This window comes from Mesorhizobium sp. B2-8-5, assembly GCF_006440675.2.
Classification (GTDB): Bacteria; Pseudomonadota; Alphaproteobacteria; order Rhizobiales; family Rhizobiaceae; genus Mesorhizobium.
The window spans coordinates 3,338,490-3,361,074 of sequence record NZ_CP083951.1 but is presented as its reverse complement, the minus strand read 5'-3'; the positions used below and the strand labels follow the sequence as shown (position 1 = coordinate 3,361,074).

22 protein-coding genes are annotated in these 22,585 nt (G+C 63.6%); 6 read left to right on the top strand and 16 right to left on the bottom strand.

Translation table 11 applies throughout. From position 1 onward, the window contains the following. Positions 1-19: 19 nt before the first annotated feature. The 5 genes from FJ430_RS16230 to FJ430_RS16210 form a co-directional block, all read right to left on the bottom strand. Positions 20-3,175, bottom strand: a complete 3,156-nt coding sequence (locus tag FJ430_RS16230; protein ID WP_140705821.1) for an efflux RND transporter permease subunit — start codon at positions 3,173-3,175, stop codon at positions 20-22. Beyond that, positions 3,172-4,461, bottom strand: a complete 1,290-nt coding sequence (locus FJ430_RS16225) for an efflux RND transporter periplasmic adaptor subunit (protein WP_140705823.1) — start codon at positions 4,459-4,461, stop codon at positions 3,172-3,174. Before FJ430_RS16225 ends, FJ430_RS16230 begins: the two co-directional genes overlap by 4 nt. 269 nt (positions 4,462-4,730) lie before the next feature. After that, positions 4,731-5,327 (bottom strand): LysE family translocator, encoded by a 597-nt coding sequence (locus FJ430_RS16220; RefSeq protein ID WP_140705826.1) that lies wholly within the window; start codon positions 5,325-5,327, stop codon positions 4,731-4,733. A gap of 105 nt (positions 5,328-5,432) precedes the next feature. After that, on the bottom strand, positions 5,433-6,008 hold the full coding sequence (gene ilvN, locus FJ430_RS16215; protein ID WP_140705828.1) for an acetolactate synthase small subunit: 576 nt from the start codon (positions 6,006-6,008) through the stop codon (positions 5,433-5,435). Positions 6,009-6,091: 83 nt separating this feature from the next. Then, positions 6,092-7,843 carry an acetolactate synthase 3 large subunit gene (locus tag FJ430_RS16210; RefSeq protein ID WP_413467878.1) on the bottom strand — a complete coding sequence of 584 codons (1,752 nt, stop codon included), beginning with the start codon at positions 7,841-7,843 and terminating at the stop codon, positions 6,092-6,094. Between the two features lie 376 nt (positions 7,844-8,219). Between FJ430_RS16210 and FJ430_RS16205 the strand changes: the two genes are divergently transcribed. Both FJ430_RS16205 and FJ430_RS16200 read left to right on the top strand, forming a co-directional pair. Next, positions 8,220-8,381, top strand: a complete 162-nt coding sequence (locus tag FJ430_RS16205) for a hypothetical protein (protein ID WP_181175384.1) — start codon at positions 8,220-8,222, stop codon at positions 8,379-8,381. Positions 8,382-8,463: 82 nt separating this feature from the next. Beyond that, a complete protein-coding gene (locus tag FJ430_RS16200; RefSeq protein ID WP_140705832.1) occupies positions 8,464-10,272 on the top strand; it encodes an NAD(P)/FAD-dependent oxidoreductase in 1,809 nt (602 codons plus the stop codon). A 179-nt stretch (positions 10,273-10,451) separates the two neighbouring features. On the opposite strand, the gene FJ430_RS16195 is transcribed toward FJ430_RS16200, so the two are convergent. Both FJ430_RS16195 and FJ430_RS16190 read right to left on the bottom strand, forming a co-directional pair. Beyond that, entirely contained in the window at positions 10,452-11,042 is a 591-nt protein-coding gene (locus FJ430_RS16195) for an HD domain-containing protein (RefSeq protein WP_140705834.1), read from the bottom strand. Then, the gene (locus FJ430_RS16190) at positions 11,039-12,190 is read right to left on the bottom strand and encodes a gamma-butyrobetaine dioxygenase (RefSeq protein ID WP_140705836.1); all 1,152 of its coding nucleotides are present in this window, start codon (positions 12,188-12,190) and stop codon (positions 11,039-11,041) included. Before FJ430_RS16190 ends, FJ430_RS16195 begins: the two co-directional genes overlap by 4 nt. 111 nt (positions 12,191-12,301) lie before the next feature. On the opposite strand from FJ430_RS16190, the gene FJ430_RS16185 reads away from it, so the two are divergent. After that, a complete protein-coding gene (locus FJ430_RS16185) occupies positions 12,302-13,186 on the top strand; it encodes a LysR family transcriptional regulator (protein ID WP_226891735.1) in 885 nt (294 codons plus the stop codon). On the opposite strand, the gene FJ430_RS16180 is transcribed toward FJ430_RS16185, so the two are convergent. The 3 genes from FJ430_RS16180 to FJ430_RS16170 are packed head-to-tail and all read right to left on the bottom strand — an operon-like array spanning position 13,178 to position 14,629. After that, entirely contained in the window at positions 13,178-13,717 is a 540-nt protein-coding gene (locus tag FJ430_RS16180; RefSeq protein WP_140705838.1) for a GNAT family N-acetyltransferase, read from the bottom strand. The genes FJ430_RS16185 and FJ430_RS16180 overlap by 9 nt on opposite strands. 31 nt (positions 13,718-13,748) lie before the next feature. Then, complete coding sequence (locus FJ430_RS16175) at positions 13,749-14,057, bottom strand: hypothetical protein (RefSeq protein WP_140705840.1); 309 nt, start codon at positions 14,055-14,057, stop codon at positions 13,749-13,751. A gap of 5 nt (positions 14,058-14,062) precedes the next feature. Next, positions 14,063-14,629, bottom strand: coding sequence for a helix-turn-helix domain-containing protein (locus FJ430_RS16170; protein ID WP_140705842.1), 567 nt, complete (start codon positions 14,627-14,629; stop codon positions 14,063-14,065). Positions 14,630-14,780: 151 nt separating this feature from the next. Here FJ430_RS16170 and FJ430_RS16165 point away from each other — a divergent pair, with 151 nt between their 5' ends. Next, positions 14,781-16,613 (top strand): ATP-binding protein, encoded by a 1,833-nt coding sequence (locus tag FJ430_RS16165; protein ID WP_140705844.1) that lies wholly within the window; start codon positions 14,781-14,783, stop codon positions 16,611-16,613. Positions 16,614-16,791: 178 nt separating this feature from the next. On the opposite strand, the gene FJ430_RS16160 is transcribed toward FJ430_RS16165, so the two are convergent. Together FJ430_RS16160 and miaA are read right to left on the bottom strand one after the other, a co-directional pair. Then, a complete protein-coding gene (locus FJ430_RS16160) occupies positions 16,792-17,583 on the bottom strand; it encodes a GGDEF domain-containing protein (protein ID WP_140655136.1) in 792 nt (263 codons plus the stop codon). 125 nt (positions 17,584-17,708) lie between these two features. Further along, entirely contained in the window at positions 17,709-18,653 is a 945-nt protein-coding gene (gene miaA / locus FJ430_RS16155; RefSeq protein ID WP_140706000.1) for a tRNA (adenosine(37)-N6)-dimethylallyltransferase MiaA, read from the bottom strand. Here miaA and serB point away from each other — a divergent pair. Together serB and FJ430_RS16145 are read left to right on the top strand one after the other, a co-directional pair. Continuing rightward, positions 18,643-19,530 carry a phosphoserine phosphatase SerB gene (serB, locus tag FJ430_RS16150; protein WP_140705846.1) on the top strand — a complete coding sequence of 296 codons (888 nt, stop codon included), beginning with the start codon at positions 18,643-18,645 and terminating at the stop codon, positions 19,528-19,530. The genes miaA and serB overlap by 11 nt on opposite strands. A gap of 8 nt (positions 19,531-19,538) precedes the next feature. Continuing rightward, positions 19,539-20,102, top strand: a complete 564-nt coding sequence (locus tag FJ430_RS16145) for a GNAT family N-acetyltransferase (RefSeq protein ID WP_140655129.1) — start codon at positions 19,539-19,541, stop codon at positions 20,100-20,102. Here the strand turns inward: FJ430_RS16145 and FJ430_RS16140 are convergent, their stop codons facing one another. The 4 genes from FJ430_RS16140 to FJ430_RS16125 all read right to left on the bottom strand — a co-directional run bounded on the left by FJ430_RS16140 (position 20,103) and on the right by FJ430_RS16125 (position 22,581). Beyond that, positions 20,103-20,363, bottom strand: coding sequence for a pilus assembly protein HicB (locus FJ430_RS16140; protein ID WP_140705848.1), 261 nt, complete (start codon positions 20,361-20,363; stop codon positions 20,103-20,105). It abuts the gene before it with no gap. Further along, positions 20,360-20,674, bottom strand: coding sequence for a putative toxin-antitoxin system toxin component, PIN family (locus FJ430_RS16135; RefSeq protein ID WP_226891734.1), 315 nt, complete (start codon positions 20,672-20,674; stop codon positions 20,360-20,362). The genes FJ430_RS16140 and FJ430_RS16135 overlap by 4 nt, the downstream gene beginning before the upstream one ends. A 58-nt stretch (positions 20,675-20,732) precedes the next feature. Continuing rightward, positions 20,733-22,250, bottom strand: a complete 1,518-nt coding sequence (locus tag FJ430_RS16130; RefSeq protein WP_140644191.1) for a DegQ family serine endoprotease — start codon at positions 22,248-22,250, stop codon at positions 20,733-20,735. Between the two features lie 145 nt (positions 22,251-22,395). Continuing rightward, positions 22,396-22,581 (bottom strand): DUF2065 domain-containing protein, encoded by a 186-nt coding sequence (locus tag FJ430_RS16125; protein WP_140644189.1) that lies wholly within the window; start codon positions 22,579-22,581, stop codon positions 22,396-22,398. Positions 22,582-22,585: the final 4 nt, after the last annotated feature.

Below are 22,585 nucleotides of genomic sequence, written 5' to 3'. Positions count from 1 at the left end.
CTTGGGCCAGAGCCGCCGCCTATTCGGCGGCGGTCTTTTGCGGGGTATCGTCGTTGGTATCGAACAGCGAGGCTTGCTCGCCGCTTTCCACCACATGCAGCGCCGGCCTGCTCTTTTTCGAGAAGAAGCCGAGCAGCCAGCCGGAGAAATTCTCGAAATAGACGTAGATCACCGGCGTGACGAACAGCGTCAGCGCCTGCGAGGCGAGCAGGCCGCCGACTACCGCGACACCGAGCGGCTGGCGCAGCTCGGCGCTGGCGCCGGTGCCGAGCGCGATCGGGAACGTGCCCATCAACGCGGCAAGCGTCGTCATCATGATCGGCCGGAAACGCATCAGGCAGGCCTTGTGGATGGACTCCTTCGCCGACATGCCCTGTCGCCTGAGCTCCAGCGCGACATCGACCATCATGATGCCGTTCTTCTTGACGATGCCGATCAGCATCAGGATGCCGATCACCGCGATCACCGACAGGTCCATGCCGGCGAAGCGCAGCGCCACCACCGCGCCCAGCACCGCCGACGGCAGGCCGGTGAGAATGGTAAGCGGGTGGATGAAGCTCTCATAGAGCATGCCGAGCACGATGTAGATCGTCAGGATCGCACCGCCGATCAGGAAGCCCTGGTTGGCAAGCGAATCCTGGAAGGTCTTGGCCGTACCGGCAAAGCTCGTCGAGATCTCCTTCGGCATGCCGATCTGCTCTTTGAGCTGCTCGATGCGGGTCACCGTGTCGCCGAGCGACACGCCCTGCGGCAGATTGTAGGAAACCGTCACCGCCGGAAGCTGGCCGAGCTGATTGACCGTCAGCGCGCCGGCCGTGCGATCGACATGCGCGAAAGCGCCGAGAGGCACCAGGCTGCCGCTCGCCGTCCGCATCTGGATGGCGAGCATCCGCTCGGGCGACCATTCGATCTTGGGATCGAGCTCGGTGATCACCTCATAGCTGTCGGCAGAACCGAAGATCGTCGAAACCTGATCGGTGCCGAAGCCGCCATAGAGGGCCGAACGCAGCGTGTCGGTATCGATGCCGAGCTGGGCGGCCTTGTCGCGGTCTATCACCAGCGATGCCTGCAATGCGTTGTTCTGCAGGTCGCTGGTGACGTCGGTGAAGGTCGTGTGGTCCGCGGCCATCGCGTCGTCCAGCTTCTGCGCCCAGATGTCGGTCTGGCCGGTATCCAGGCCCTGCACCACGAGCTGATAGGCGCTGGCCGACGACCGTGAGCCCAGCCTGAGATTCTGCACCGGCTGCATATAGGCTTCGATGCCGGCCACATTCGAAAGTTGCCGCCTCAGGTCGGACTGGACCTTCTCGATGTCGGGGCGCTGGCTCTTGTCCTTCAGCTGCACATAGAGCCGGCCCTGGTTGAGCGCGCTTTGGCTGCCGCCCACCGACCACGCGACATGCGTCACATAGGGAGAATGGGAGAATACATCGGCGACCTTGCCCTGCAGCTTGACCATGGCGTCGAAGGAGATGTCCTGGCGCGCAAGCGTGGTCACCGAGATCTGGCTGATATCCTCCTGCGGAAAGAAGCCCTTCGGCGAAACCTGGATCAGCCACACCGACGCTGCCGCCGTTGCGACGAAGACGAGGAACACCAGGAAGGTGTTTCGCAGGCAGAAGCCCAGGATCCGGTCGTAGCCACGCGTGATGAAGTCCGGCTTGTGGCCGGGGGCATGCTTTTCGCGATCGGCCTTGCTCACCGACAGCAGGCGCGAGCAGAGCATCGGCGTCAGCGTCAGCGACACGAACATCGAGGCCAGGATGGCGACGGTCACCACGACCGCGAATTCGTTGAAGATGCGGCCGATGACGCCGCCCATCAGCAGCACCGGAATGAATACCGCCACCAGCGAGATCGAGATCGAGATGATGGTGAAGCCGATTTCGCGCGCGCCCTTCAGCGAGGCGTCGAAGGCCGACAACCCATCTTCTTCCATGTGGCGGAAGATGTTTTCCAGCATGACGATGGCGTCGTCGACGACAAGACCGACGGCAAGCGTCAATCCCATCAGCGAGATGTTGTCGATCGAGAAGCCGAACAGGAACATCGCGCCAAGCGTGGCGATCAGCGAGATCGGCACCGCCACGGCCGGAATGATCGTCGCCGTCACCCGCCGCAGGAACACGAAGATCACCATCACCACCAGGGCGATGGTCAGGAGCAGCGTGAACTGGACGTCGTCGACGGCTTGCCGGATCGAGGTCGAGCGGTCGTTGAGCAGCTTGATGCTGGCCGCCGCCGGCATCTGGTCCTGGAAGGACGGCAGCATCGCCTTGACCTTGTCGACCACCTCGACGGTGTTGGCGTCGGGCTGGCGCTGGACCGCGAGGATGATGGCGCGCGTGCCGTCATACCAGCTTGCCGTCGTCGTGGTCTCGACCGAGTCGACGACGCGCGTCACCTCGCCCAGCCGCACCGGGTGACCATTCTTGGTGGCGATGATCAGGTTGGAGAAGCCAGCGGCGTTGTCGAGCTGTGTGTTGGCGGTGATGGTCAGCTGCTGCTTGTTGTTCTGCAGGACGCCGAGCGGCGTGTTGCTGTTGGCCGAAGTGATCGCAGCCTGCAGCTGATCGATCGAGATGCTGCGCGCGGCCAGCGCGGTCGGATCGATCTGGATGCGCACGGCATATTTCTGCTGGCCGTAAATCGAGACCTGGGCCACACCGTCGATGGTCGACAGAGAAGGTGAAATGACGTTTTCGGCGAAGGCGTCGAGATCGGTCAGCGGAACCGTGTCGCTGACCAGCGACATCAGAAGGATCGGCGCGTCGGCCGGATTGACCTTGCGATAGCTCGGCGGCGCCGTCATTTCCGGCGGCAGCGATTTTTGCGTGCGCGCGATCGCCGCCTGGACGTCCGCGGCCGCCGCGTCGATGTCGCGGTTGAGCACGAACTGAATGGCGATCGAGGTCTGGCCGAGCGAATTGGTGGTCGAGATCGAATCGATGCCGGCGATCGTCGCGAATTGCTTGATCAGTGGCGTCGCCACCGATGTCGCCATCGTCTCCGGCGAGGCGCCGGGCAAGCTGGCCGAAACGTTGACCACGGGAAATTCGGCGCTGGGCAGCGCCGCCACCGGCAGGAACTTGTAGGCAAAGATGCCGCCCAGAATGAGGGCGAACGACATCAGAAGGGTGGCGACGGGCTTGCGGATGCAGAATTCGGAGATCATTGGCTCGCCCCGCCGGCCTTGTCGGCCTCCGCGACCTTGGGCGACGCCTGATCAGTGGATCCGGCCACGGCTTTGCCTTCGTGCACCGCCGCGCCGTTCTTCAATCGCGTCTGGCCTTCGACGACGACCTTCTCGCCGCTCTTGAGACCATCGCTGATGGCGCTGTTCTGGCCCTCGGTCAGCGCCACCTGCACCGGCCGCATCTCCACGGTGTTGTCCGGCTTGACCACATAGACGAACGGGCCCTTCTGGCTGGGCTGCACCGCGACCGTCGGAACCGAGGTCATCTGCGGCATCGCGCCGGCCTCGAGCACCACGTTCACATATTGCCCGGGCCACAGCGAAAGATCCGGATTGGGTATGCTCGCCCGCGTGGCGATGGTGCCGGAGGCAGTATCGACACTGGAATCGACGAAATCGAGCGTGCCCTTGCCGATCGGCGTGGGATCGCCGTCCTTGGTCAGCGTCACGTCGCCTTGCTGCGGGTCGGCGAGCGCCTTGTGCAACAAGGCAAGGTTGCTCTCGGGCAGCGTGAAGTTCACCTGCAGCGGGTCCATCTGCGTGATGGTGACCAGCGGCGTCGAGCTGCTCGAGTTGCCGTTGCTGGTGGTGACGAGATCGCCCACCGAGACGTTGACGGCGCCGAGCCGGCCCGCGATCGGCGCCGTAATCGTCGCGTAGCTCAATTGCACGGTGTCGGCATCGATGGTCGCCTTGTCGGCGTCGATGGTGGCGGCCGCGGCCTTTTGCGCCGCCAGCGCCTGATCGTAGGTCTGCTGGGTGCCGGCCTGCTTGGCGACGAGGTCCTTGGCGCGCTGCAGGTCGGCCTGGGCGCTCACCAGCATTGCCTGGTCCTTGGTGAGCGTCGCCTGGTCCTTGGCGAGCTGCGCCTTCAGCGCGCGGTCGTCGAGCGAGATGAGAAGATCGCCGGCCTTGACCATCTGCCCGTCCTTGACCGCGATCGACACGATCTGGCTGGAAACACGGGCATTGATGCTGACCACCGCCGGCGACGAGACGAAGCCGATGGCATAGCGGCGTATCGGGAAATCGGCGGTCGTCGCGGTCGCCGACACGATCGACGCCGAACGCCCGCTGCCGCCTTTCGCATTATCCGATGCACTGGCTGTCTTGTCACCGCCGGCCGTCTTGTCCGCTGCGGCAGCGCCAGCCTGCTTGTCCGAAATGAGCTCCTGGACCTTGGCCAACGTCGTGGGCGAAAAATAGAGCCCGGCGCCCGCCAGACAGGCGACCGCTACAACTGCAAAGGCGATTTTTCCGCGCATCGACAAAATAAGCCCTCTACCCGACACGCCGATCCCGGTGGTCCATCTTAGCTCGATTCACGGCGCTTCGCCGCGATTTTCGCCGAATAGATAGGACAAGGCTCTGGCGGAAAAGGGCCAAAACGCGGGATTACGAAGATTTAATGTGCAGTGCACAAATGTTGGGCAGCCGGCAAATGAGGTCGCGAGCAGCTCTGCGGCCCATCCGAAAGGCTGTCTAGATGTGTCGATATTCAGGTCAGGCCGGCCTCACCTGATTATCGACACATCTAACCGAGCATCGGCCACAGCGTCGCCGCCAACAGCACCCCCATGGCGATATTGAACCATTTCAGCCGCACCGGATCCGACAGGAAGCCGCGCAGCGCCGTGCCGAAGCCGGCCCACACCGAAACGCTGGGCAGGTTGACGATGGTGAAGGCGATCGAGATCAGCGCCACCGAGACGAACGGGTGATCGGAATTGGTGTAGACGGCCATGGCGGTGATCGCCATCACCCATGCCTTGGGGTTGACCCACTGGAACGCAGCGGCGTCGATGAAGCGCATCGGCCGCCCCTCCGCTCCCTTTCCGTCGCTTATCGAGCGCGACATGGCGATCTTCCAGGCGAGGTAGAGCAGATAGGCGGCGCCCGCGATCTTCAGCGCCGTGTGCAGCGCCGGGAACGCCGTCAGCACCGCGCCGAGCCCGAAGCCGACGGCCAGCAGCAGGACCAGAAAGCCGATGCTGATGCCCAGCATGTGCGGAACCGTCCTGGCGATACCGAAATTGACGCCGGAAGCGAGCAGCATGAGGTTGTTTGGCCCCGGCGTGATCGACGTCACGAAGGCGTAGACCAGCAGGGCAAGGAATGCGTCGAGCGACATGTTATCCCCCCGGATATGTCAGCCTTACTGTCCCTTTAGCAAATGCGCAAAAGCCAGAAACAGGCAACCGCCGGGCCAAAGCTGAAAACAGGATGGTCGTCCTGTTCACATCCCCTGCGGGCCGCGGTTCATCGCCGCCACCCCGGTGCGGCAGATCTCGACCAGGCCGAGCGGCTTCATGATGGCGATGAACTGGTCGAGCTTGGAGCCCTTGCCGGTGATCTCGAAGATGAAATGCTCGGTGTTGGCGTCGATGACAGAGGCGCGGAAAGCATCGGCGAGGCGAAGCGCCTCGACCCGGGCATCGCCGGTGCCGGCGACCTTGACCAGCGCGAGTTCGCGTTCCAGCGGCCGCTCCTGGCCAAGCTCTTGCGAACGGACGGACAGGTCGACCACCCGGTGCACAGGCACGATGCGCTCGAGCTGATGCTTGATCTGCTCCATCACATGCGGCGTGCCTCGCGTCACGATGGTGATGCGCGACAGATGCTTCTCATGCTCGGTCTCGGAAACGGTTAGGCTCTCGATGTTGTAGCCGCGACCGGAAAACAGGCCGATGACGCGGGCAAGCACGCCCGGCTCGTTGTCGACCAGCACGGAAAGCGTGTGCGTTTCCGGCTTCTCGGTTTCCTTGGCGATGAAATAGGCGGAGCCGGTCGGTTGAAGGTGCTGTGCGTTCATAAGGTGAATCTCGATTTCAGACTTTTGAGCTAATTCTCTGTTTGCGCACGGCTTTCTCGCGACAGCCCCGCCTTTGTGGCTGCCTACACCAGTTCCCTGCCCTTGGCGTCGATGGCGTTGGCCACCGCCTCGTCGGTCGCCTCGTCCGGCAGGAGCATCTCGTTATGCGCCTTGCCCGACGGGATCATCGGGAAGCAATTGGCCAAGGTCGCCACGCGGCAGTCGAACAGAATCGGCTTCTTCACCGAGATCATCTCCTTGATGGCGTCGTCGAGCTCGTCCGGCTTGTCGCAGCGTATGCCATGGCCGCCATAGGCCTCGGCCAGCTTGACGAAGTCCGGCATCGCCTCGGTATAGGAATGCGACAGCCGGTTGCCGTGCAGCAGCTGCTGCCACTGCCGCACCATGCCCATATACTGGTTGTTCAGGATGAAGATCTTGATCGGCGCATTGTACTGCACCGCCGTGCTCATCTCCTGCATCGTCATCTGCACCGAGGCGTCGCCGGCGATGTCGACGACCAGCGCATCCGGGTGCGCGATCTGCACGCCGAGCGCTGCCGGAAGGCCGTAGCCCATCGTGCCCAGGCCGCCCGACGTCATCCAGCGGTTCGGCTTGTCGAAATGATAGTGCTGCGCCGCCCACATCTGGTGCTGGCCGACCTCGGTGGTGATGTAGGTGTCCTTGTCCTTGGTCAGCTCGTAGAGCCGCTGGATCGCGTATTGCGGCATGATGACGTCGTTGTTCATCTTGTAGGCGAGCGAGTCCCGCGCGCGCCATTTCGCGATCTGCTCCCACCATGGATAGAGCGCCTTCTTGTCGGTCTTGGCGGTCGCCCGCCACAGTCGCACCAGGTCCTCCAGGACGCGTCCGACATCGCCGATGATCGGCACGTCGGTGTGAACGTTCTTGTTGATCGAGGACGGATCGATGTCGATGTGGATCTTCTTCGAGTTCGGCGAGAACGCGTTGAGACGGCCGGTGATGCGGTCGTCGAACCGCGCGCCGATGCAGATCATCACGTCGCAGTCATGCATGGCCATGTTGGCTTCATAGGTGCCGTGCATGCCGAGCATGCCGACCCAGTTCTTGCCCGACGCCGGATAGGCGCCGAGCCCCATCAGCGTCGAGGTGATCGGGAAACCGGTGAGGTCGACCAGCTCGCGCAGCAAGTGGCTCGCTTCCGGACCGGAATTGATGACGCCGCCGCCCGAATAGATGATGGGCTTCTTGGCGGCTGCCATCAACTCGACGGCGGCCTTCACCTTCTCCAGGTCGCCCTGGACCTTGGGTTGATAGCTGGTGCGCGGCGCCGTCTGCGGCGGCACATAAACGCCCTTGGCGAACTGCACATCCTTGGGAATGTCGACCACGACCGGGCCGGGACGGCCGGTGGTCGCGACATGGAAAGCCTCATGGATGGTGGCGGCGAGTTGGTTGACGTCCTTCACCAGCCAGTTGTGCTTGGTGCAGGGCCGCGTGATGCCGACGGTGTCGCATTCCTGGAACGCGTCGGAGCCGATCAGCGATGTCGGCACCTGGCCGGTGAGGCAGACCAGCGGAATGGAATCCATCAGCGCGTCCTGCAGCGGCGTCACCGCGTTGGTGGCGCCGGGACCGGACGTCACCAGCATGACGCCCGCCTTGCCGGTCGAACGGGCATAGCCTTCGGCGGCATGGCCGGCGCCCTGCTCGTGCCGGACCAGGATGTGCTCGACATCGTCTTGTTGAAAAATTTCATCATAAATTGGGAGAACGGCGCCGCCCGGATAGCCGAAGACATGCTTGACGCCGTTGTCCTTCAGCGCTTGCACCACCATTTCGGCGCCTGTCATTTCGCGCCGCTCGTTCTGTCCGTTGCTCATCGGTCTGGTCCCGTACTGTCCGCCATCTGGCGATTTGCTGGTCGTTTAGTCGTGTTTCAGGCAATAAAAAAGGCCCCCGAGGGAGCCTGTGTGATGCGCATGGGAGGTTTTCGCCCGGCGGTTACACCGCCTTGCCCACACGCCTGCCTACGAGAATGAGTGCCGTTTTCATGGGCGCGGACAATAAGGGCGAAAACGCGGGCTCGTCAATGGGGTCCAGCGCGAATTCACCCGCCTGTGGGAACGACATCGGCGCGCGCTCCCATCCCACAGCTACCATAGTACAGTTGAGCGTCCCTCTCCGACGCACCACTATGCGCTGGCAGAGGACGTGCGAGGAGGACGCATGGCTGGCGAGCGGGAGCGTATCCGCGAAATCGAACAGGTGCTGTCCGGCGCGCGATCGGCCCGCGACGACATCGTCGTTCAATCCTGGATGCGCTGCATCGACATGCATCGGCTCGGTCCGGCGCGGCCGATCGAAATCTACATCGCCCTAACGGATTGATTTCATTGTAATTCTTGATGAACGTCACGATTGGCACGCCGCTTGCTGCTCATGACGGACTCTAGCAAGTGGAGGAGAACAAATGCTCGAGAGAACACCCACCACCAAGGCGCAGGCGCTGCTCGACAAGTTCGGCAAGGCATTGGAAGCCGGCGACATCGACAGCGCCGTCAACTGCTTCCAGGCCGATTGCTACTGGCGCGACCTCGTCACCTTCACCTGGAACCTGAAGACGATGGAAGGCCGCGACCAGATCCGCGACATGCTGCAGGCGACGCTGGCCAGCACCAAGCCGACCGGTTGGGCGGTGGCCAAGGGCGAGGAAGCGAACGAGGACGGCGGCGTCATCACCGCCTGGATCACTTTCGAGACCGGCGTGGCGCGCGGCTTTGGCCTCGTGCGGTTCAAGGGCGACCTGATCTGGACCCTGCTCACGACGATGGCGGAGTTGAAAGACCATGAGGAGAAGGCGGGCTTCACCCGCCCCCTCGGCGCCAAGCATGGCCACGGCAAGGACCGCAAGACGTGGCGTGAAGAGCGCGACGACGAGCTCGCCGAGCTCGGCCACTCCCGACAACCCTATGCCGTCATCATCGGCGGCGGCCAGGGCGGAATCGCTCTTGGAGCTAGGCTGAAACAACTCGGCGTGCCGGCCATCATCATCGAGAAGAACGAACGCCCAGGCGATTCCTGGCGCAGGCGCTACAAGTCGCTCTGCCTGCACGACCCGGTCTGGTACGATCACCTGCCCTATATCGACTTTCCGAAGAACTGGCCGGTCTTCGCGCCGAAGGACAAGATCGGCGACTGGTTGGAAATGTACACCAAGGTGATGGAGCTCAACTATTGGAGCTCCACTACGGCGAAATCCGCCAAATACGACGACAAGGCCAAGGAATGGACGATCGTCGTCGAGCGCGACGGCAAGGAGATCACGCTCAAGCCCAAGCAGCTTGTGCTGGCGACCGGCATGTCGGGCAAGGCGAACTGGCCGAGATACAAGGGCCAGGACATCTTCAAGGGCGAGCAGCAGCATTCATCGACCCATCCCGGCCCGGATGAATACCGCGGCAAGAAGGTGGTGGTCATCGGCTCCAACAACTCCGCGCACGACATCTGCGCGGCGCTGTGGGAAGGTGGCGCCGACGTGACCATGGTGCAGCGCTCGTCGACCCATATCGTCAAGTCGGACACGCTGATGGATATCGGCCTCGGCGCCCTCTACTCCGAGCAGGCGGTCGAGAACGGCATGACGACGCGCAAGGCCGACATGATCTTCGCCTCGCTCCCCTACCGCATCCTGCACGAGTTCCAGATCCCGCTCTACGAGCAGATGAAGGAGCGCGACGCGAAATTCTACGCGGATCTGGAAAAGTCCGGCTTCATGCTCGACTGGGGCGACGACGGCTCAGGCCTGTTCATGAAATACCTGCGACGCGGCTCCGGCTACTACATCGATGTCGGCGCCTGCGACCTCGTCATCGACGGTTCGATCAAGCTGAAGAGCGGGCCAGGCGCCGCGGTGCAGGAACTCACCGAAACCGGCGTGAAATTCGTCGACGGCACCGAATTGCCGGCCGACCTGGTGATCTATGCGACCGGCTACGGCTCGATGAACGGCTGGGCCGCGGACCTCATCTCACAGGACGTCGCCGACAAGGTCGGCAAGGTCTGGGGTTTGGGTTCCAGCACCACCAAGGACCCCGGCCCTTGGGAAGGCGAGCAGCGCAACATGTGGAAGCCGACGCAGCAGCAAGCGCTGTGGTTCCACGGCGGCAACCTGCACCAGTCTCGGCACTACTCGCAGTATCTGTCACTGCAGCTCAAAGCCAGGCAGGTCGGCTTGCCGACGCCTGTCTATGGGCTGCAGGAGGTCTATCACAAGGGATAGACGACTTCCGAACCTTTCCCAGCGAAGGCGCCGCCTTGGCGGCGTCTTTGCTGAACCGTCGACAACGCTTTGCCTTCGGCCGGCGCTATGCGGCTGCGCGCTCATCCGGCTGATATGCCACCAATGCGTGTTCGCCGTCGAAGCAGAAACACATGGCTTTCTCCCCCAGACTTTCGCGTCTAAGCCGCCTTCTCGGCCGCGAACTTCTTCACCACGCGCCCCAGCAGCGGCACGTAATCGCGAAAGGCGCGCGTCTTCATATTGGCGACCTTGCCGCCCTCGTCCCAGATGCGCACGCGCACCGCTTCGTCGTGGAACGGATTGCGGCGGAACTCCTTGACTTCCTCGGCATTCATCGGCCCGCCCTGCAGTGACAGCGTATGCACCGAGGCCGGCGACAGCTTGCCGAAATAGGTCGGGTCGGTGGCGCACAGATAGCGCTTGGCCGAGACATGCAGCCTGACGCACTCGACGATGACCGGCGGAAAGAAGGGCGCAAGCACCTCCCCGCCCGCCTCGTCATGGTGCTTGTCCTCGACGTCGTCGGGCGAATAGGTGCCGAACTCGCTGGTATAGTGGCCGATATCGTGCAGCAGTGCCGCCGCCACGAGCTCCTCCGGCGCGCCGTCCTGCTCGGCCAGCCACGCGCCCTGTAGCATATGTTCCGACATAGTGACAGGCTCGCCGAGATAGGATTCGGCGCCGCGACGCTCGAAGATATCGGCGATGAATTCGACGATGTTGCCCGTGTTCAATTCGTTCGAGTTCATTCCGCCGCCTCCTTGAAACCATGCTCGATCGCCGCCAGCGTCGACAACAGGCCATCCTTGTCGGCGTAGCAGCCCTGCAGCCAGCGCTTGCCGCTGCCGGAAAACGCCTTGCGCGCGTGCATGACGCGGGTGTTGTCGACGATGAAGGATTCTCCCGCCTCAAGCTTGAAGGTCACCTCGAAGGAAGGATCCTCGATCAGTTCGGCGAAACGGCGATAGGCCGCGTAGTATTTCTCCATCTCGGCGAAGGGCACGTCGACCGCCGGCGCCAGCGAGCGGTTGTTGAAGCGGATGCAGATCAACTCGCCATCGGGCCCGAGCTCGATCATCGGCCGCTTCGACTGCAGCCGCACGCCCGACGAGCCGGCATATTCGAAGCGCGCCGGATAGGAAGAGAGCAGCCGGAAGCCGTCGGGGTTTTCCGCCTGAAGCGCCGCCGCCACCGCGAACCCGTCGACGACGCTGGATTCGCCGCCTTCGACCGTGTTCTCGATGCAGGCCAGGATCTGCAGCGTCGGCACCGGGTCGCGGTAGGGATTGTCGGTATGCGCCTGCAGGCCAAGATTGGTGTAGGCGAGATTGTTCGGATTGACCTCGGCGCGCACCTCGAACCAGCGCCCGTAATTGGTTTCCCTGATATAGCCGAACAGGTCGGCCACCTTGCACAGCGCGCCGGATTCCGTCGGCAGACCGTCCATGACGGCAAAGCCGTAGCTGCGAACCGCGGCCAGCCATTGCCGCAGCACATCGCTGTCGCGGCTGGCGTCGGCATAGGCCGCACGCGGCACGGAGTTCTGCATCGTGGCTTTCGTCCAGCGCTCTGTGTCGCCTCCCGTCCAGCCGGGCTCGCGAACCTCCTGGCGATCATAGGCATGGCTGCGCAGCCAGCCGGCGGGAAAGCCGACGGTCTTGCCTTCGGGAGCGAACGTGACTTCGAGCAACTCGCCCTTGATCGAGGCTGAGCCGATCCGCGTCCCGGCCGGAATGTCGAGGATGGTGATCAGCCGCTGGCCGTTGCCGGCGCTGCGTGTCTTGTCGTCCAGCGCATTGTCGCGCAGCCACATGGCGTGGAAGCGGCTCACCGCTCCGTCTTCCCAGCCAAGCTCGATCGTTCGTCCGTCGTCGCCCAGCGTTACCGTCGCCAACATATCCTGAAAGCTCCCATCCTCTAACCGCCACCGCAGGTACGGATTGCATGGTGGCTTCATCGAAGGCATAATTCAAATTATCATTTTGTGGGCAATGGCGCTAAATTTGTGATGGCTGGAAAAGCTTTCGACACGATGCCTCCGCTCGACTGGCTGCGCAGTTTCGAGGCCGCCGCCCGCCTGTCGAATTTCACCGCTGCGGCCGCCGAGCTCGGGCTCACCCAGGCTGCGGTCAGCCAGCACATCCGTTTCCTGGAAGAGCGGCTGAAGACGCGATTGTTCGCGCGCCTGGCGCGCGGCGTGGCGCTGTCGCCGGAAGGCGCGGCCTACCTCCCCCACATCCAGTCGGCATTCGCGACCATCGGCAACAGCACGAAAGAGCTGTTCGAGCCGCGCGCCGTGCAGACCGTCAGCATACGTGTTCCCATTTCCTTCGCACTGCTGGTGCTGGTACCCGCTCTTCCCGACCTGGCAAAGGCGCTGCCGCGCGTCAGGCTCGATCTGGTGACCATCCATCGGCCGACCGATTACGACCAGCCGGGCTCGGCGCTCGACATACGCTTCGGCAACGGGTCCTTTCCCGGTCGCGAGGCCGACCGGCTGACCGTCGAGCGGCTCGTTCCAGTCGCGGCTCCGCCGCCCGCCCGTAGTGGCGATTGGACATCATTGCCGCTGCTCCTGGTGGCAGGCGCGCGCGAAATGTGGGCGGAATGGTTTGCCGCCGCGGGGCTTGCCGGCCATTCCCGGCGCTCGCATCGCTTCGACAGTTTCGTCGCCGCCTTGGAAGCCGCCAAGACCGGCGCCGGAGCGCTGCTCGGCTCCCGGCCTTTGGTCGACGCCGCGCTCAGGGACAATGCTCTCGTCATGCTTTCGGATTTCGAGCTTTCGAGCCCATCGGGCCATTTCCTGACAAGACCGTCATCGTCGCGACTGTCCGGCGCCGAGCAGGATTTTCGCCGCTGGCTTCTGTCGCGCATCGCCAGGATTTCAGGATAGCGCGTCGGCCGCGATCCCTATCCGCTTCCAGTATATAAGGGTGCCGGTCAGCCCGCCATGTGGCTTGAGCGCGAAATCGGGGATCTCACCGGTCAGCGTGAAACCAAGTTTCTCATAAAGCCCGGCCGCGCCCTCTTCGCTCGCCGTGTCCAGCACCAGCAGCGTACGACTTTTCTCGACGGCCAATTTCTCCGCTGCCCGCATCAGCCCCGTCGCGACGCCTTTGCCGCGATGATCGCGGCCGGTCATCAGCTTGGCGATCTCGGCGCGGTGCGGTTGATTGGGCGGAAAGTCGAGCAGCAGCGTGACGGTGCCGGCAAGCGCCTCGCCCCGCCATGCGCCGAGCACCGCCCTTTCGCCGCGCTCGGCCCCGGCAAGCGACTTGCGCCAGAAGTCCCGCGCCGCTTCCAGCGACAGCGGATGCATGAAGCTCACCGATCCGCCGGCGGCGACCGTCTCGATCAAGAGAGCGGACAGTTGGGCTACGGTCGCCGCGTCGTGCATCAACACCCGGATTTCAAGGGAGTTCATTCTGGTGTTCTCCAGAGGTCTCGGGACGAGGTCATTCGAAATGGCTGGTTCGCTTGCGTCGGCGCGCCCGCCTGATTTCGGCGATACGGTCGGCGTCGTCCTCGCTGAGATGGCGCCCGCGCTCCAGGATCTCGAGCGTATATTCCTCATAGGTCAGCCCGAGCCGCTCGGCCCGTTCCAGCCGCATCAGCATGACGGCGTGGCTTGGCGCCTTCCAGGTCTTGTCGTGAGCGGCGCGCCAGGCGAGGAAGATATAGGCGTCGCCCTTGCCCCAGGGCGGGCCGTCATAGTCGTCGAGCGGCGGCCCGCCATTATGCGAGCGCTTTGGCCGGCGAGACATCGCAATCAGTCCCTGACCAGCGCCACGAGATACTCCGCCGCATCCGGTCCGGGAGCATGAAAGACACAATCCGAGGGCGCCCCCAGCGCCAGGCAGTCGCCGGGCTCGAGCCTATGCACGATATCGCCCTCGGTGAAGTCCAGCCTTCCGTCGATCAGCCATACCTGCTGCTTGATGAAGGTGTAGGATGCGGCTGGAAGGCTGACCTTGGCGCCCGCCGGCAGGCTGACCCTGATCAGTTCGAGCGGCATCCGCGATGCCGGCGACAGGTGACGTCTGATGTAACCGGTTGCCGGATCCTGCCAGACCGGCTGCTCGTCCTTGCGCGAAACGCCGCCGCCCTGCATCTCGGCTCGTGCGATCAGCGTCGACAGCGTCATGCCGAAGGCCGCCGCGATGCGCACCAGGAGCGCCGCGGTCGGACTGGTCGTACCGCGTTCGATGGCGCTCAGCATCGCCTTCGAAACGTCCGAGCGCTCGGCCAATTCGGCCAGCGACCAGCCCCTCATCGTCCTTTCGGAGTGTATCCGTCTGCCGATCGTGGCACTGATGTCGTTCGATATATCATCCATCAGTCCAATATATCGGAATTCCACACGCTGGGAAGGGCTGTTCGATCGAATTGTCGCGGCTGGCTTAACGCTGCCTACACCATTCGACCTCACCTGACTTTAACCCCGATTGGATAGGGTTGCCGCTCCAGGGGAATGGGACCACGGCATCATGTTTGTTGAACGCGAAGCCTCCGTTGGCGAACCGACTTCGCAGGAGCGCCGCAACATCCAGCAGAGCGATAAGCGCATTCTGGGCAATGTCGTGCAATGCGACGGCGCGCGCGCCACCATCAGTGCCCATGCGGAAGACACCGAAGGCGCAGTCACCGGCCTGTGGACCGTCGGCAAGATGATCTCCATCAATCTCGGTTCGACAAGAACGGTCGGTCTTGTCTATGCCATCGGCAAATCGGACCTTGCCTGGAACCACGAAGGGCAGAATCCGATCGAGGTCAGCGTCGAACTGGTCGGCGAGGTACGCGACGGCGCCGAGCCCGGCGCCAAGCCGGTGTTCGACCGCGGCATCACCACTTATCCGCATATCGGCGCCATTGCCCACAGCATCCGCAGCCGCGACCTGCAGGCGGTCTACGATCTGGCCGGGCGCCATTCGGTGACCATCGGCACGCTGTCGCAGGATGAGTCGATCGATGCCCACATCGCCATCGACGACACGCTGGCGCGTCATTTCGCCATCGTCGGCACCACCGGCGTCGGCAAATCGACGGCGGTGTCGCTGCTGTTGCGCAAAACGATCGAGGCGCGCCCCGACCTGCGCGTGCTCATCCTCGACCCGCACAACGAGTTCGCCGGCTCGCTGCCGGAATATTGCGTCAAGGTCGATTCCAAGACACTCGACCTGCCGTTCTGGATGTTCAGGCTGGAGGAATTCGCCGAAGTGCTGTTTCGCGGCCGCGAGACGGTGCCCGAGGAAGTGGATGTCCTGCGCGATCTGATCCCGGCCGCCAAGAACCTTTATCGCAACCCGAATTCCGGCACCTATGTCAGGCGCGGCAGCGACGCGCTGACGGCGGACACGCCGGTGCCCTACCGCATGGCCGATCTCATCAAGCAGATCGACGAGCGCATGGGCCTGCTCGAAAGCAAGAACGACCGCCCGATCCTGAAATCGCTGAAAACGCGCATCGAATCGGCGGCGGCCGACCCGCGCTACCGCTTCATGTTCAATTCGCGGCTGATCGAGGACACCATCCACGAAACGATCGGCAACATTTTCCGCGTCCCCAGCCATGGCCGCCCGGTCACCTGCTTCGAGATGGCGGGCATGCCTTCGGAAGTCGTCAATTCGGTCTGCTCGGTGCTGGCGCGCCTGGCCTTCGACCTGGCCTTGTGGAGCGAGGGCCGGCTGAGGCTGCTGCTGCTTTGCGAGGAAGCCCACCGCTATATGCCGGCCGATCCGCGTCTCGGCTTCGCGCCGACCCGCCACGCGCTGTCGCGTATCGCCAAGGAAGGCCGCAAATATGGCTGTTATCTCGGCGTCGTCACCCAGCGCCCGGGCGAGCTCGACCCGACCATCCTGTCGCAATGCTCTACCTTTTTCGCCATGCGCCTCGCGAATGAACAGGACCAGGCGATCATCCGCTCGGCGATCGCCGACTCCTCGGCCTCGACGCTGGCTTTCCTGTCCTCGATGGGGCAACGCGAAGCCATCGCTTTCGGCGAAGGCGTGGCGACGACCATGCGGCTGAAATTCGAGAAGCTGCCGCAACAATTCATCCCCGGCACCGCGAAAGGCGAGCAGGTCGAGCCCTCCGTGGATGGCAGCGACGTCGATCTGGCCATGATCGTCGAGCGGCTTCGCAACGTGCCGAAGCCGCAGCAGTCCATGGCTTTCGCCGAGACCGTGGACTCGACCCGCCAGGCCGGCGACCCGGACTACAAGAAGCCGGCCAACGCCCCGCGCGTGCAGCCGGACGACGACTTCGACACTCGCTACGGCCTGAAGCCCTCGACCTTCGGCATGCGCCAGCTCAACGACTGAGTTTCCGCTCTGCCTGAAGCCCCGCTTGAATGGGTAAATCTCGTCAGGAAATTCGTCAGGCTGAGTCGGCTGGAGCCGTTTTCGAGAACCGGAGCGGAGCGGACATTTGGGTCCGTGAGCACCGGAAGCGCAGAAAGCGCCTCCAGACGGCCAGCCTCACGAATTTGATGATGAGATTTTAGGCGCAGACGCGGTTGCGGCCCTGCTTCTTCGCCTCATAGAGCTGGCGGTCGGCGCGGCGGTAGAAATCCTCCGCGCTCTCCTTGTGGTCCCAGACGGCAAGGCCGACGCTGGTGGTGACCTTCAGCCGCACATTGCCCGACATGATCGACATGTTGGCGATCGCCTTGCGGATGCGTTCGGCGAACCTGGCGAGCAATTCGACATCCATATTGGGGGTGACGACGGCAAATTCCTCGCCGCCCAGCCGCGCCACCACATCGTGATAACGCGTCATGCCCCTCAGACACGCGGCGACGGCCCTCAACACCTCGTCGCCGACGTCATGGCCATGCGTGTCGTTGACCTGTTTGAAATGATCGAGATCGAGGATCATCAGTCCGACCGGCCTGTCGATCCGGCGAAATTCGTGGAGATATTCGCGCAGCGCATCGTCGAAATAGCGGCGGTTCTGCATTCCGGTAAGACCGTCGGTGAGCGCCGCCTGCTCGAGCGTCTGCGAACGGGCGCTGAGCGAAACCGTCATGGCCCTGAGCTTGCCCTCTTCCCGCACCTGGCCGCGGATCAGCGGGTAGATGAAGAAGGTGCCGAAGAACAGCGCGGTCGCCAGCAGCGCCCCGGTGACGAACAGCAGTTTGTTGAGATAGACGATTTTGTCGACGCGCGATGCGGTATCGAGGTCGGCGGCGATGTCCTGCAATTGGCCATAGGCGTGGAAGGTCACCAGGCCTGCGGCCAGGATCACGAAAATAAAGACAAAAAATGCGGATTCCGCCTTATGGAAACGCATCTACTCCCCGCGGCACTACAAGCCTCGAGGTTATGGCATGGCGGACCTTACGGACAGTTAACCCGGACAACCTTGGCGAGAATTAGAGCCAGGGATTTTAAGGTGCTGATTGAAAAAGCTTTTCGTCAGTCCGGGAGCGTCGGTTCGTCGCCCGGCCGCAGCCTGCGCCACTCCGCGCCCAGTTGGTGCCTGAACCAGGTCGACTGGCGCTTGGCATACTGCCGGGTCGCGATCTTTGCGCGTTCGATGGCTTCGGGAAAACCCGACTGTCCGGCCATTGCCGCTTGCAGCTCGCGCACGCCAATCGCTTTCATCGCCGGCAGATCCGCGTCGAGGCCGAGCGCGATGAGCCGGCGCACTTCGTCGAGCGCGCCTTTGTCGAGCATCTGGTCGAAACGCGCCTCGATGCGCCGCACCAGTTGCTGCCGGTCCGGCTCGATGACCAGGAAACGCGCGCTGTCGCGATCGATCAGCGGCCGGCCGCGCGCCGCCTGCCATTCCAGGATCGAGCGCCCCGAAGCGTCGAGCACCTCGAGTGCCCGCACGATACGCTGGCCATCGGTCGGCCTGAGCTGCATGGCGACGGTCGAATCCTCACGCATCAACAGGCGATGCAGCCTTTCGGCCCCTTGTTCCTTGAGCTCGTAGCGCCAGCGCTCGCGGACGGAGGCCGGAATGTCCGGCATGTCCGAGATGCCTTCGGCCAGCGCGCGGAAATAGAGCCCGGTGCCGCCGACGAAAACGACCGGTCGGCCCGACAGCACGCCGTCTTCTATCAGCTTCGTGACGTCGCGCAGCCAGGCGCCGGTGGAATAGGCCGTGGAGGGATGGACATGGCCGTAAAGGAAATGCGGCGCGCGTGCCATTTCAGCGGCGCTTGGCCGCGCCGTCAGGACATCGAGCACCGAATAGCCCTGCATGGAATCGGTGTTGACGATGACGCCGCCGTCGCGTTCGGCGAGATCGAGCGCCAGCGCCGACTTGCCGCTGGCTGTCGGCCCGGCTATCAGGATCGCGTTCTTGACGCGGCCTTCGCCCGCCTGCCTGCCGGAATGTTCGATGCCGCTGATCGCCACTTTAGTATCCCGTCCAGAAGCCCGCGCCGTGCCGGCCTCGCTTGCGAATATGGCCTTGCGGGCCGCCGGCGCAAGCGCCGTTGATTGGCTGGCCGCGGACATTGCCTGCGATCTCGTTTTGCCGCGGACGCCCGATATCGGCGAAATGACCGCCAATCTGCGCGCCGCATTGGCTTCCGAGCCGGTCGACGTCATCGTCCAACCGGCCGAAGGCAGGCGCAAGAAGATACTGCTTGCCGATATGGACTCGACCATGATCGACCAGGAATGCATCGACGAGCTTGCCGACGAAATCGGCGTCAAGGATCATGTGGCGGCGATCACCGCGCGCTCGATGAATGGCGAGATCGCCTTCGAGCCCGCCTTGCGCGAGCGCGTCGCCCTGCTGAGGGGCCTCGATACCGCCGTGGTCGACCGCATCATCGCCAATCGGCTGACGCTCGCCTCCGGCGGCCGCGCGCTGGTGCAAACGATGCGTGCCCATGGCGCCTGGACGGCGCTGGTCTCCGGCGGCTTCGACGTCTTCACCAGCCGCATCGCCGCCATGCTGGGCTTCCAGGAAAACCGCGCCAACCGCCTGATCGAGAAAGACGGCACGTTCACCGGCATGGTGGCCGAGCCGATCCTCGGCCGCGCCGCCAAGGCCGAAGCGCTGCTCGACATCGCGAAGAGGCTCGGACTGACCACCGAGGACGCGATTGCGGTTGGGGACGGCGCCAACGACCTCGATATGATCCGTCTTGCCGGCACTGGCATCGCGCTTCACGCCAAGCCGACGGTGGCCGAGCAGGCCCGCATCCGCATCGATCACGGCGATCTGACCGCGCTGCTCTATCTCCAGGGCTATCGCCGGGATGAATTCGTCTTGTGAGGTCTCCAATGACGCCGATACGCACCGAGCGTCTCATCCTGCGCAATTGGGAAGAGCGCGACCGCGCGCTTTTCCATCGCATCAACTCCGACGAGCGCGTGATGGAATTCTTCCCGTTCCGCCGCGACCGTGCCGCGGCGGATGCCAAGATGGACGAGGTCCGCGCCTGGATCGATGAGGATGGCTACGGCTTCGCCGCGGCCGAGATTGCCGCGACCGGCGAATGCATCGGCTTTGTCGGTTTGTCCGGAACGGAAGACATCGACGTGCTGGCGCCCGGCACCATCGAGATCGGCTGGCGGCTGGCACCCGAATTCTGGGGCAAGGGCTACGTCACCGAGGCGTCGGAAGCTTGGCTCGCCTATGGCTTCGGAACGCTTGGCGTCGGCGAAATCGTGTCGTTCGCGGTTGCTGACAATCATCGCTCCATCGCTGTCATGAAGCGGCTCGGCATGCGAGTCGATCCCGCCGCCGATTTCGACCATCCCGCCGTCCCCGATAGCCATCCGCATCTCAAGCGGCATGTCATGTACAGGCTGTCGCGCGAGGATTGGCAGGCACGGCGTATCTGATCAATGCCTCTCAGAAGGACGTTCGTCTCCGGACTGTGGCGGACCATCCGGGACCCGATCGAGAATCCTGGCAAAATCCGCGCCGGATGCATTGCCCGCCCGTCGGCGTAGGAAATCGGCCGCAGTCTCCATGGCACCGATCTTTTGTGCCACGGCCGAGGCGATCCACTGATTGAGCGAGACACCGTCCGCTTTTGCCAGGCGCGCCGCCGCTTCCTTGACCGAGAGGGGCAGCTTCAAAGGATATGTTGCCTTGCTCATGTTCGTGTTCCTTCCAGCAACTCGGCCGGGCCGATGACCGGAACGCCGAAGCGAGCTTCGGCGGTCGAGAAGTCTCGGCGGTTGTACGTGACCAGCGCATCTGCCCTGCCATTGACGGCCGCCCCCAGCACCATTTCATCCTTCGGATCGGCCAACTGCGGACGCCAGAGAAAGTGCAGCTCGACAGGCTCCGCCAAGGCAGCAAAGCCGGCCAGCAAGCGATCTAGCTCAACAGCTGACAGGCGATGGATGGCCGCTTGCTCCGGTCGTGACAGTACTGCTTCATACTCAAGAAACAGTGCTGTCGTCACCAACGGCCAACATGCCTTTCAGCGATCAACCGCAAGACCGCAAACGAAGCTCCCGGACTCAATCCATCCGGATCGTCACGAAGCGCAGTTCGCCGGTCTTCGAAGCCAGCATCAAGAGCGCGTTCTTGCGGCCCTGCTCCTTCAGCGCGCCGATCCGGTCCATCACATCCTTCGGCGTGCCGACCGATTCCTGCGCGATCTCGGTGATCACCTCGCCAGGCTGGATGCCGCGCTCGGCCGCCGCCGAATTCTTGGCGACATCGGTGATGACCACGCCGGACACGTCCGCCGCGATGCCGAACTTCTGCCGCGTCTGGTCGTTGAGCTCGCCGACCGTCATGCCGAGCACCGAAGCCGTCGATACCGGAGGCGTCGCCTTGTCGCCCTTGTCCTGGTCGGTGTTGCCGTTCTCGCCGCTGGCCAGCTTCTCACTGTCCTCGAGCCGTCCGAGCGTCACCTTGACGGTCTGCTCGACGCCCTTGCGCACGATGACGACGTCGACCGCCTTGCCGACCGGGCTTTCGGCCACGACACGCGGCAGGTCGCGCATTTCGTGGATGTCCTTGCCGTCGAACTTGATGATGACGTCGCCGGCCTGCACCGAACCGTTGTCGACCGGCCCGCCCTTGATGACGCCGGCCACCAGCGCACCCTTGGCGGTTGCCATGCCGAGGCTTTCGGCGATGTCGTCCGTCACCGGCTGGATGCGCACGCCGAGCCAGCCGCGCCGCGTCTCGCCATACTGGCGAAGCTGGTCGACGACGCCGGCGGCAAGCTGCGAGGGGATGGAGAAACCGATGCCGATCGACCCGCCCGACGGCGAGATGATCGCCGTGTTGATGCCGATGACTTCGCCCTCGGCGTCGAACAGCGGGCCGCCGGAATTGCCGCGGTTGATGGCGGCGTCGGTCTGGATGAAATCGTCATAGGGGCCGGAATTGATGTCGCGGTTGCGCGCCGAGACGATGCCGACCGTGACCGTGCCGCCCAGGCCGAACGGATTGCCGATCGCCATCACCCAGTCGCCCACGCGCATCTTGGTGGAATCGCCGAATTTCACCGCCGTCAGCTTGTGTCCCTTGGGGTCGACCTTCAGCACCGCGACATCGGTCTTGGTGTCGGTGCCGACCAGCGTCGCCTTCAGCGTGATGCCGTCGGAGAAATTGACTTCGATATCGTCGGCATCGGCGATGACATGGTTGTTGGTCACGACGATGCCCTGTTCGGCGTCGATGACGAAGCCGGAGCCGAGCGACTGCACTTTCTGCGCGGCACCACCCTTGTCGCCGCCACGGTTCTTGAAGAAATCGTCGAAGAAGTCCTGGAACGGCGAGCCCTCTGGCAGCTGCGGCATCGGCACCGCGCCCGGCCCTTCCGTGCCTTTCACCGTCTGCGAGGTCGAGATGTTGACCACCGCGCCAAGCAGGCGCTCGGCCAGATCGGCGACCGAAGGCGGTCCGTCGGAGGCGATCGTCGGCGTGACGAAGGACGGAACGGCAACAATGCCGACTGCGAATGCCGTGGCGCCGGCGAAGAAGGTGCGCCGCGCCGCGCGCAACAGGGTGTCGGATATCATCGTGGCCTCCCGGTGTTTCAGAAAAGGAACGACGCATCCGCAAAGGCGCCTGTCCGATTCATGTTGGCAAAAAATAAGGCACGTTTGCGGCTATAGCTATCGGCGGAAGATAAATCGTCAATCGCTTCGGCACCAAGGAATTTCATCAACCGCGGACCAGCCAGACGATGCCGACGCCGATGGCGATCGCCGCCAGCCCGCCGATCCGCAGCACATTTTCCGGCACCGACAGCACTTCAGTAGCGAGTTTCCGGGCCAAAGCCGGAAACCCTCCATAGACCAGCCCTTCGATCACGAGGACCAGGCCGATTGCCGCTAGAAAATCCTGCACCGCC

Bases quoted from the DNA above. Each gene is read 5' to 3' on its own strand.
- FJ430_RS16230 (WP_140705821.1), bottom strand. From the start codon at position 3,175: ATGATCTCCGAATTCTGCATCCGCAAGCCCGTCGCCACCCTTCTGATG.
- FJ430_RS16225 (WP_140705823.1), bottom strand. From the start codon at position 4,461: ATGCGCGGAAAAATCGCCTTTGCAGTTGTAGCGGTCGCCTGTCTGGCG.
- FJ430_RS16220 (WP_140705826.1), bottom strand. From the start codon at position 5,327: ATGTCGCTCGACGCATTCCTTGCCCTGCTGGTCTACGCCTTCGTGACG.
- ilvN (WP_140705828.1), bottom strand. From the start codon at position 6,008: ATGAACGCACAGCACCTTCAACCGACCGGCTCCGCCTATTTCATCGCC.
- FJ430_RS16210 (WP_413467878.1), bottom strand. From the start codon at position 7,843: ATGACAGGCGCCGAAATGGTGGTGCAAGCGCTGAAGGACAACGGCGTC.
- FJ430_RS16205 (WP_181175384.1), top strand. From the start codon at position 8,220: ATGGCTGGCGAGCGGGAGCGTATCCGCGAAATCGAACAGGTGCTGTCC.
- FJ430_RS16200 (WP_140705832.1), top strand. From the start codon at position 8,464: ATGCTCGAGAGAACACCCACCACCAAGGCGCAGGCGCTGCTCGACAAG.
- FJ430_RS16195 (WP_140705834.1), bottom strand. From the start codon at position 11,042: ATGAACTCGAACGAATTGAACACGGGCAACATCGTCGAATTCATCGCC.
- FJ430_RS16190 (WP_140705836.1), bottom strand. From the start codon at position 12,190: ATGTTGGCGACGGTAACGCTGGGCGACGACGGACGAACGATCGAGCTT.
- FJ430_RS16185 (WP_226891735.1), top strand. From the start codon at position 12,302: ATGGCTGGAAAAGCTTTCGACACGATGCCTCCGCTCGACTGGCTGCGC.
- FJ430_RS16180 (WP_140705838.1), bottom strand. From the start codon at position 13,717: ATGAACTCCCTTGAAATCCGGGTGTTGATGCACGACGCGGCGACCGTA.
- FJ430_RS16175 (WP_140705840.1), bottom strand. From the start codon at position 14,057: ATGTCTCGCCGGCCAAAGCGCTCGCATAATGGCGGGCCGCCGCTCGAC.
- FJ430_RS16170 (WP_140705842.1), bottom strand. From the start codon at position 14,629: ATGGATGATATATCGAACGACATCAGTGCCACGATCGGCAGACGGATA.
- FJ430_RS16165 (WP_140705844.1), top strand. From the start codon at position 14,781: ATGTTTGTTGAACGCGAAGCCTCCGTTGGCGAACCGACTTCGCAGGAG.
- FJ430_RS16160 (WP_140655136.1), bottom strand. From the start codon at position 17,583: ATGCGTTTCCATAAGGCGGAATCCGCATTTTTTGTCTTTATTTTCGTG.
- serB (WP_140705846.1), top strand. From the start codon at position 18,643: ATGCCGCTGATCGCCACTTTAGTATCCCGTCCAGAAGCCCGCGCCGTG.
- FJ430_RS16145 (WP_140655129.1), top strand. From the start codon at position 19,539: ATGACGCCGATACGCACCGAGCGTCTCATCCTGCGCAATTGGGAAGAG.
- FJ430_RS16140 (WP_140705848.1), bottom strand. From the start codon at position 20,363: ATGAGCAAGGCAACATATCCTTTGAAGCTGCCCCTCTCGGTCAAGGAA.
- FJ430_RS16130 (WP_140644191.1), bottom strand. From the start codon at position 22,250: ATGATATCCGACACCCTGTTGCGCGCGGCGCGGCGCACCTTCTTCGCC.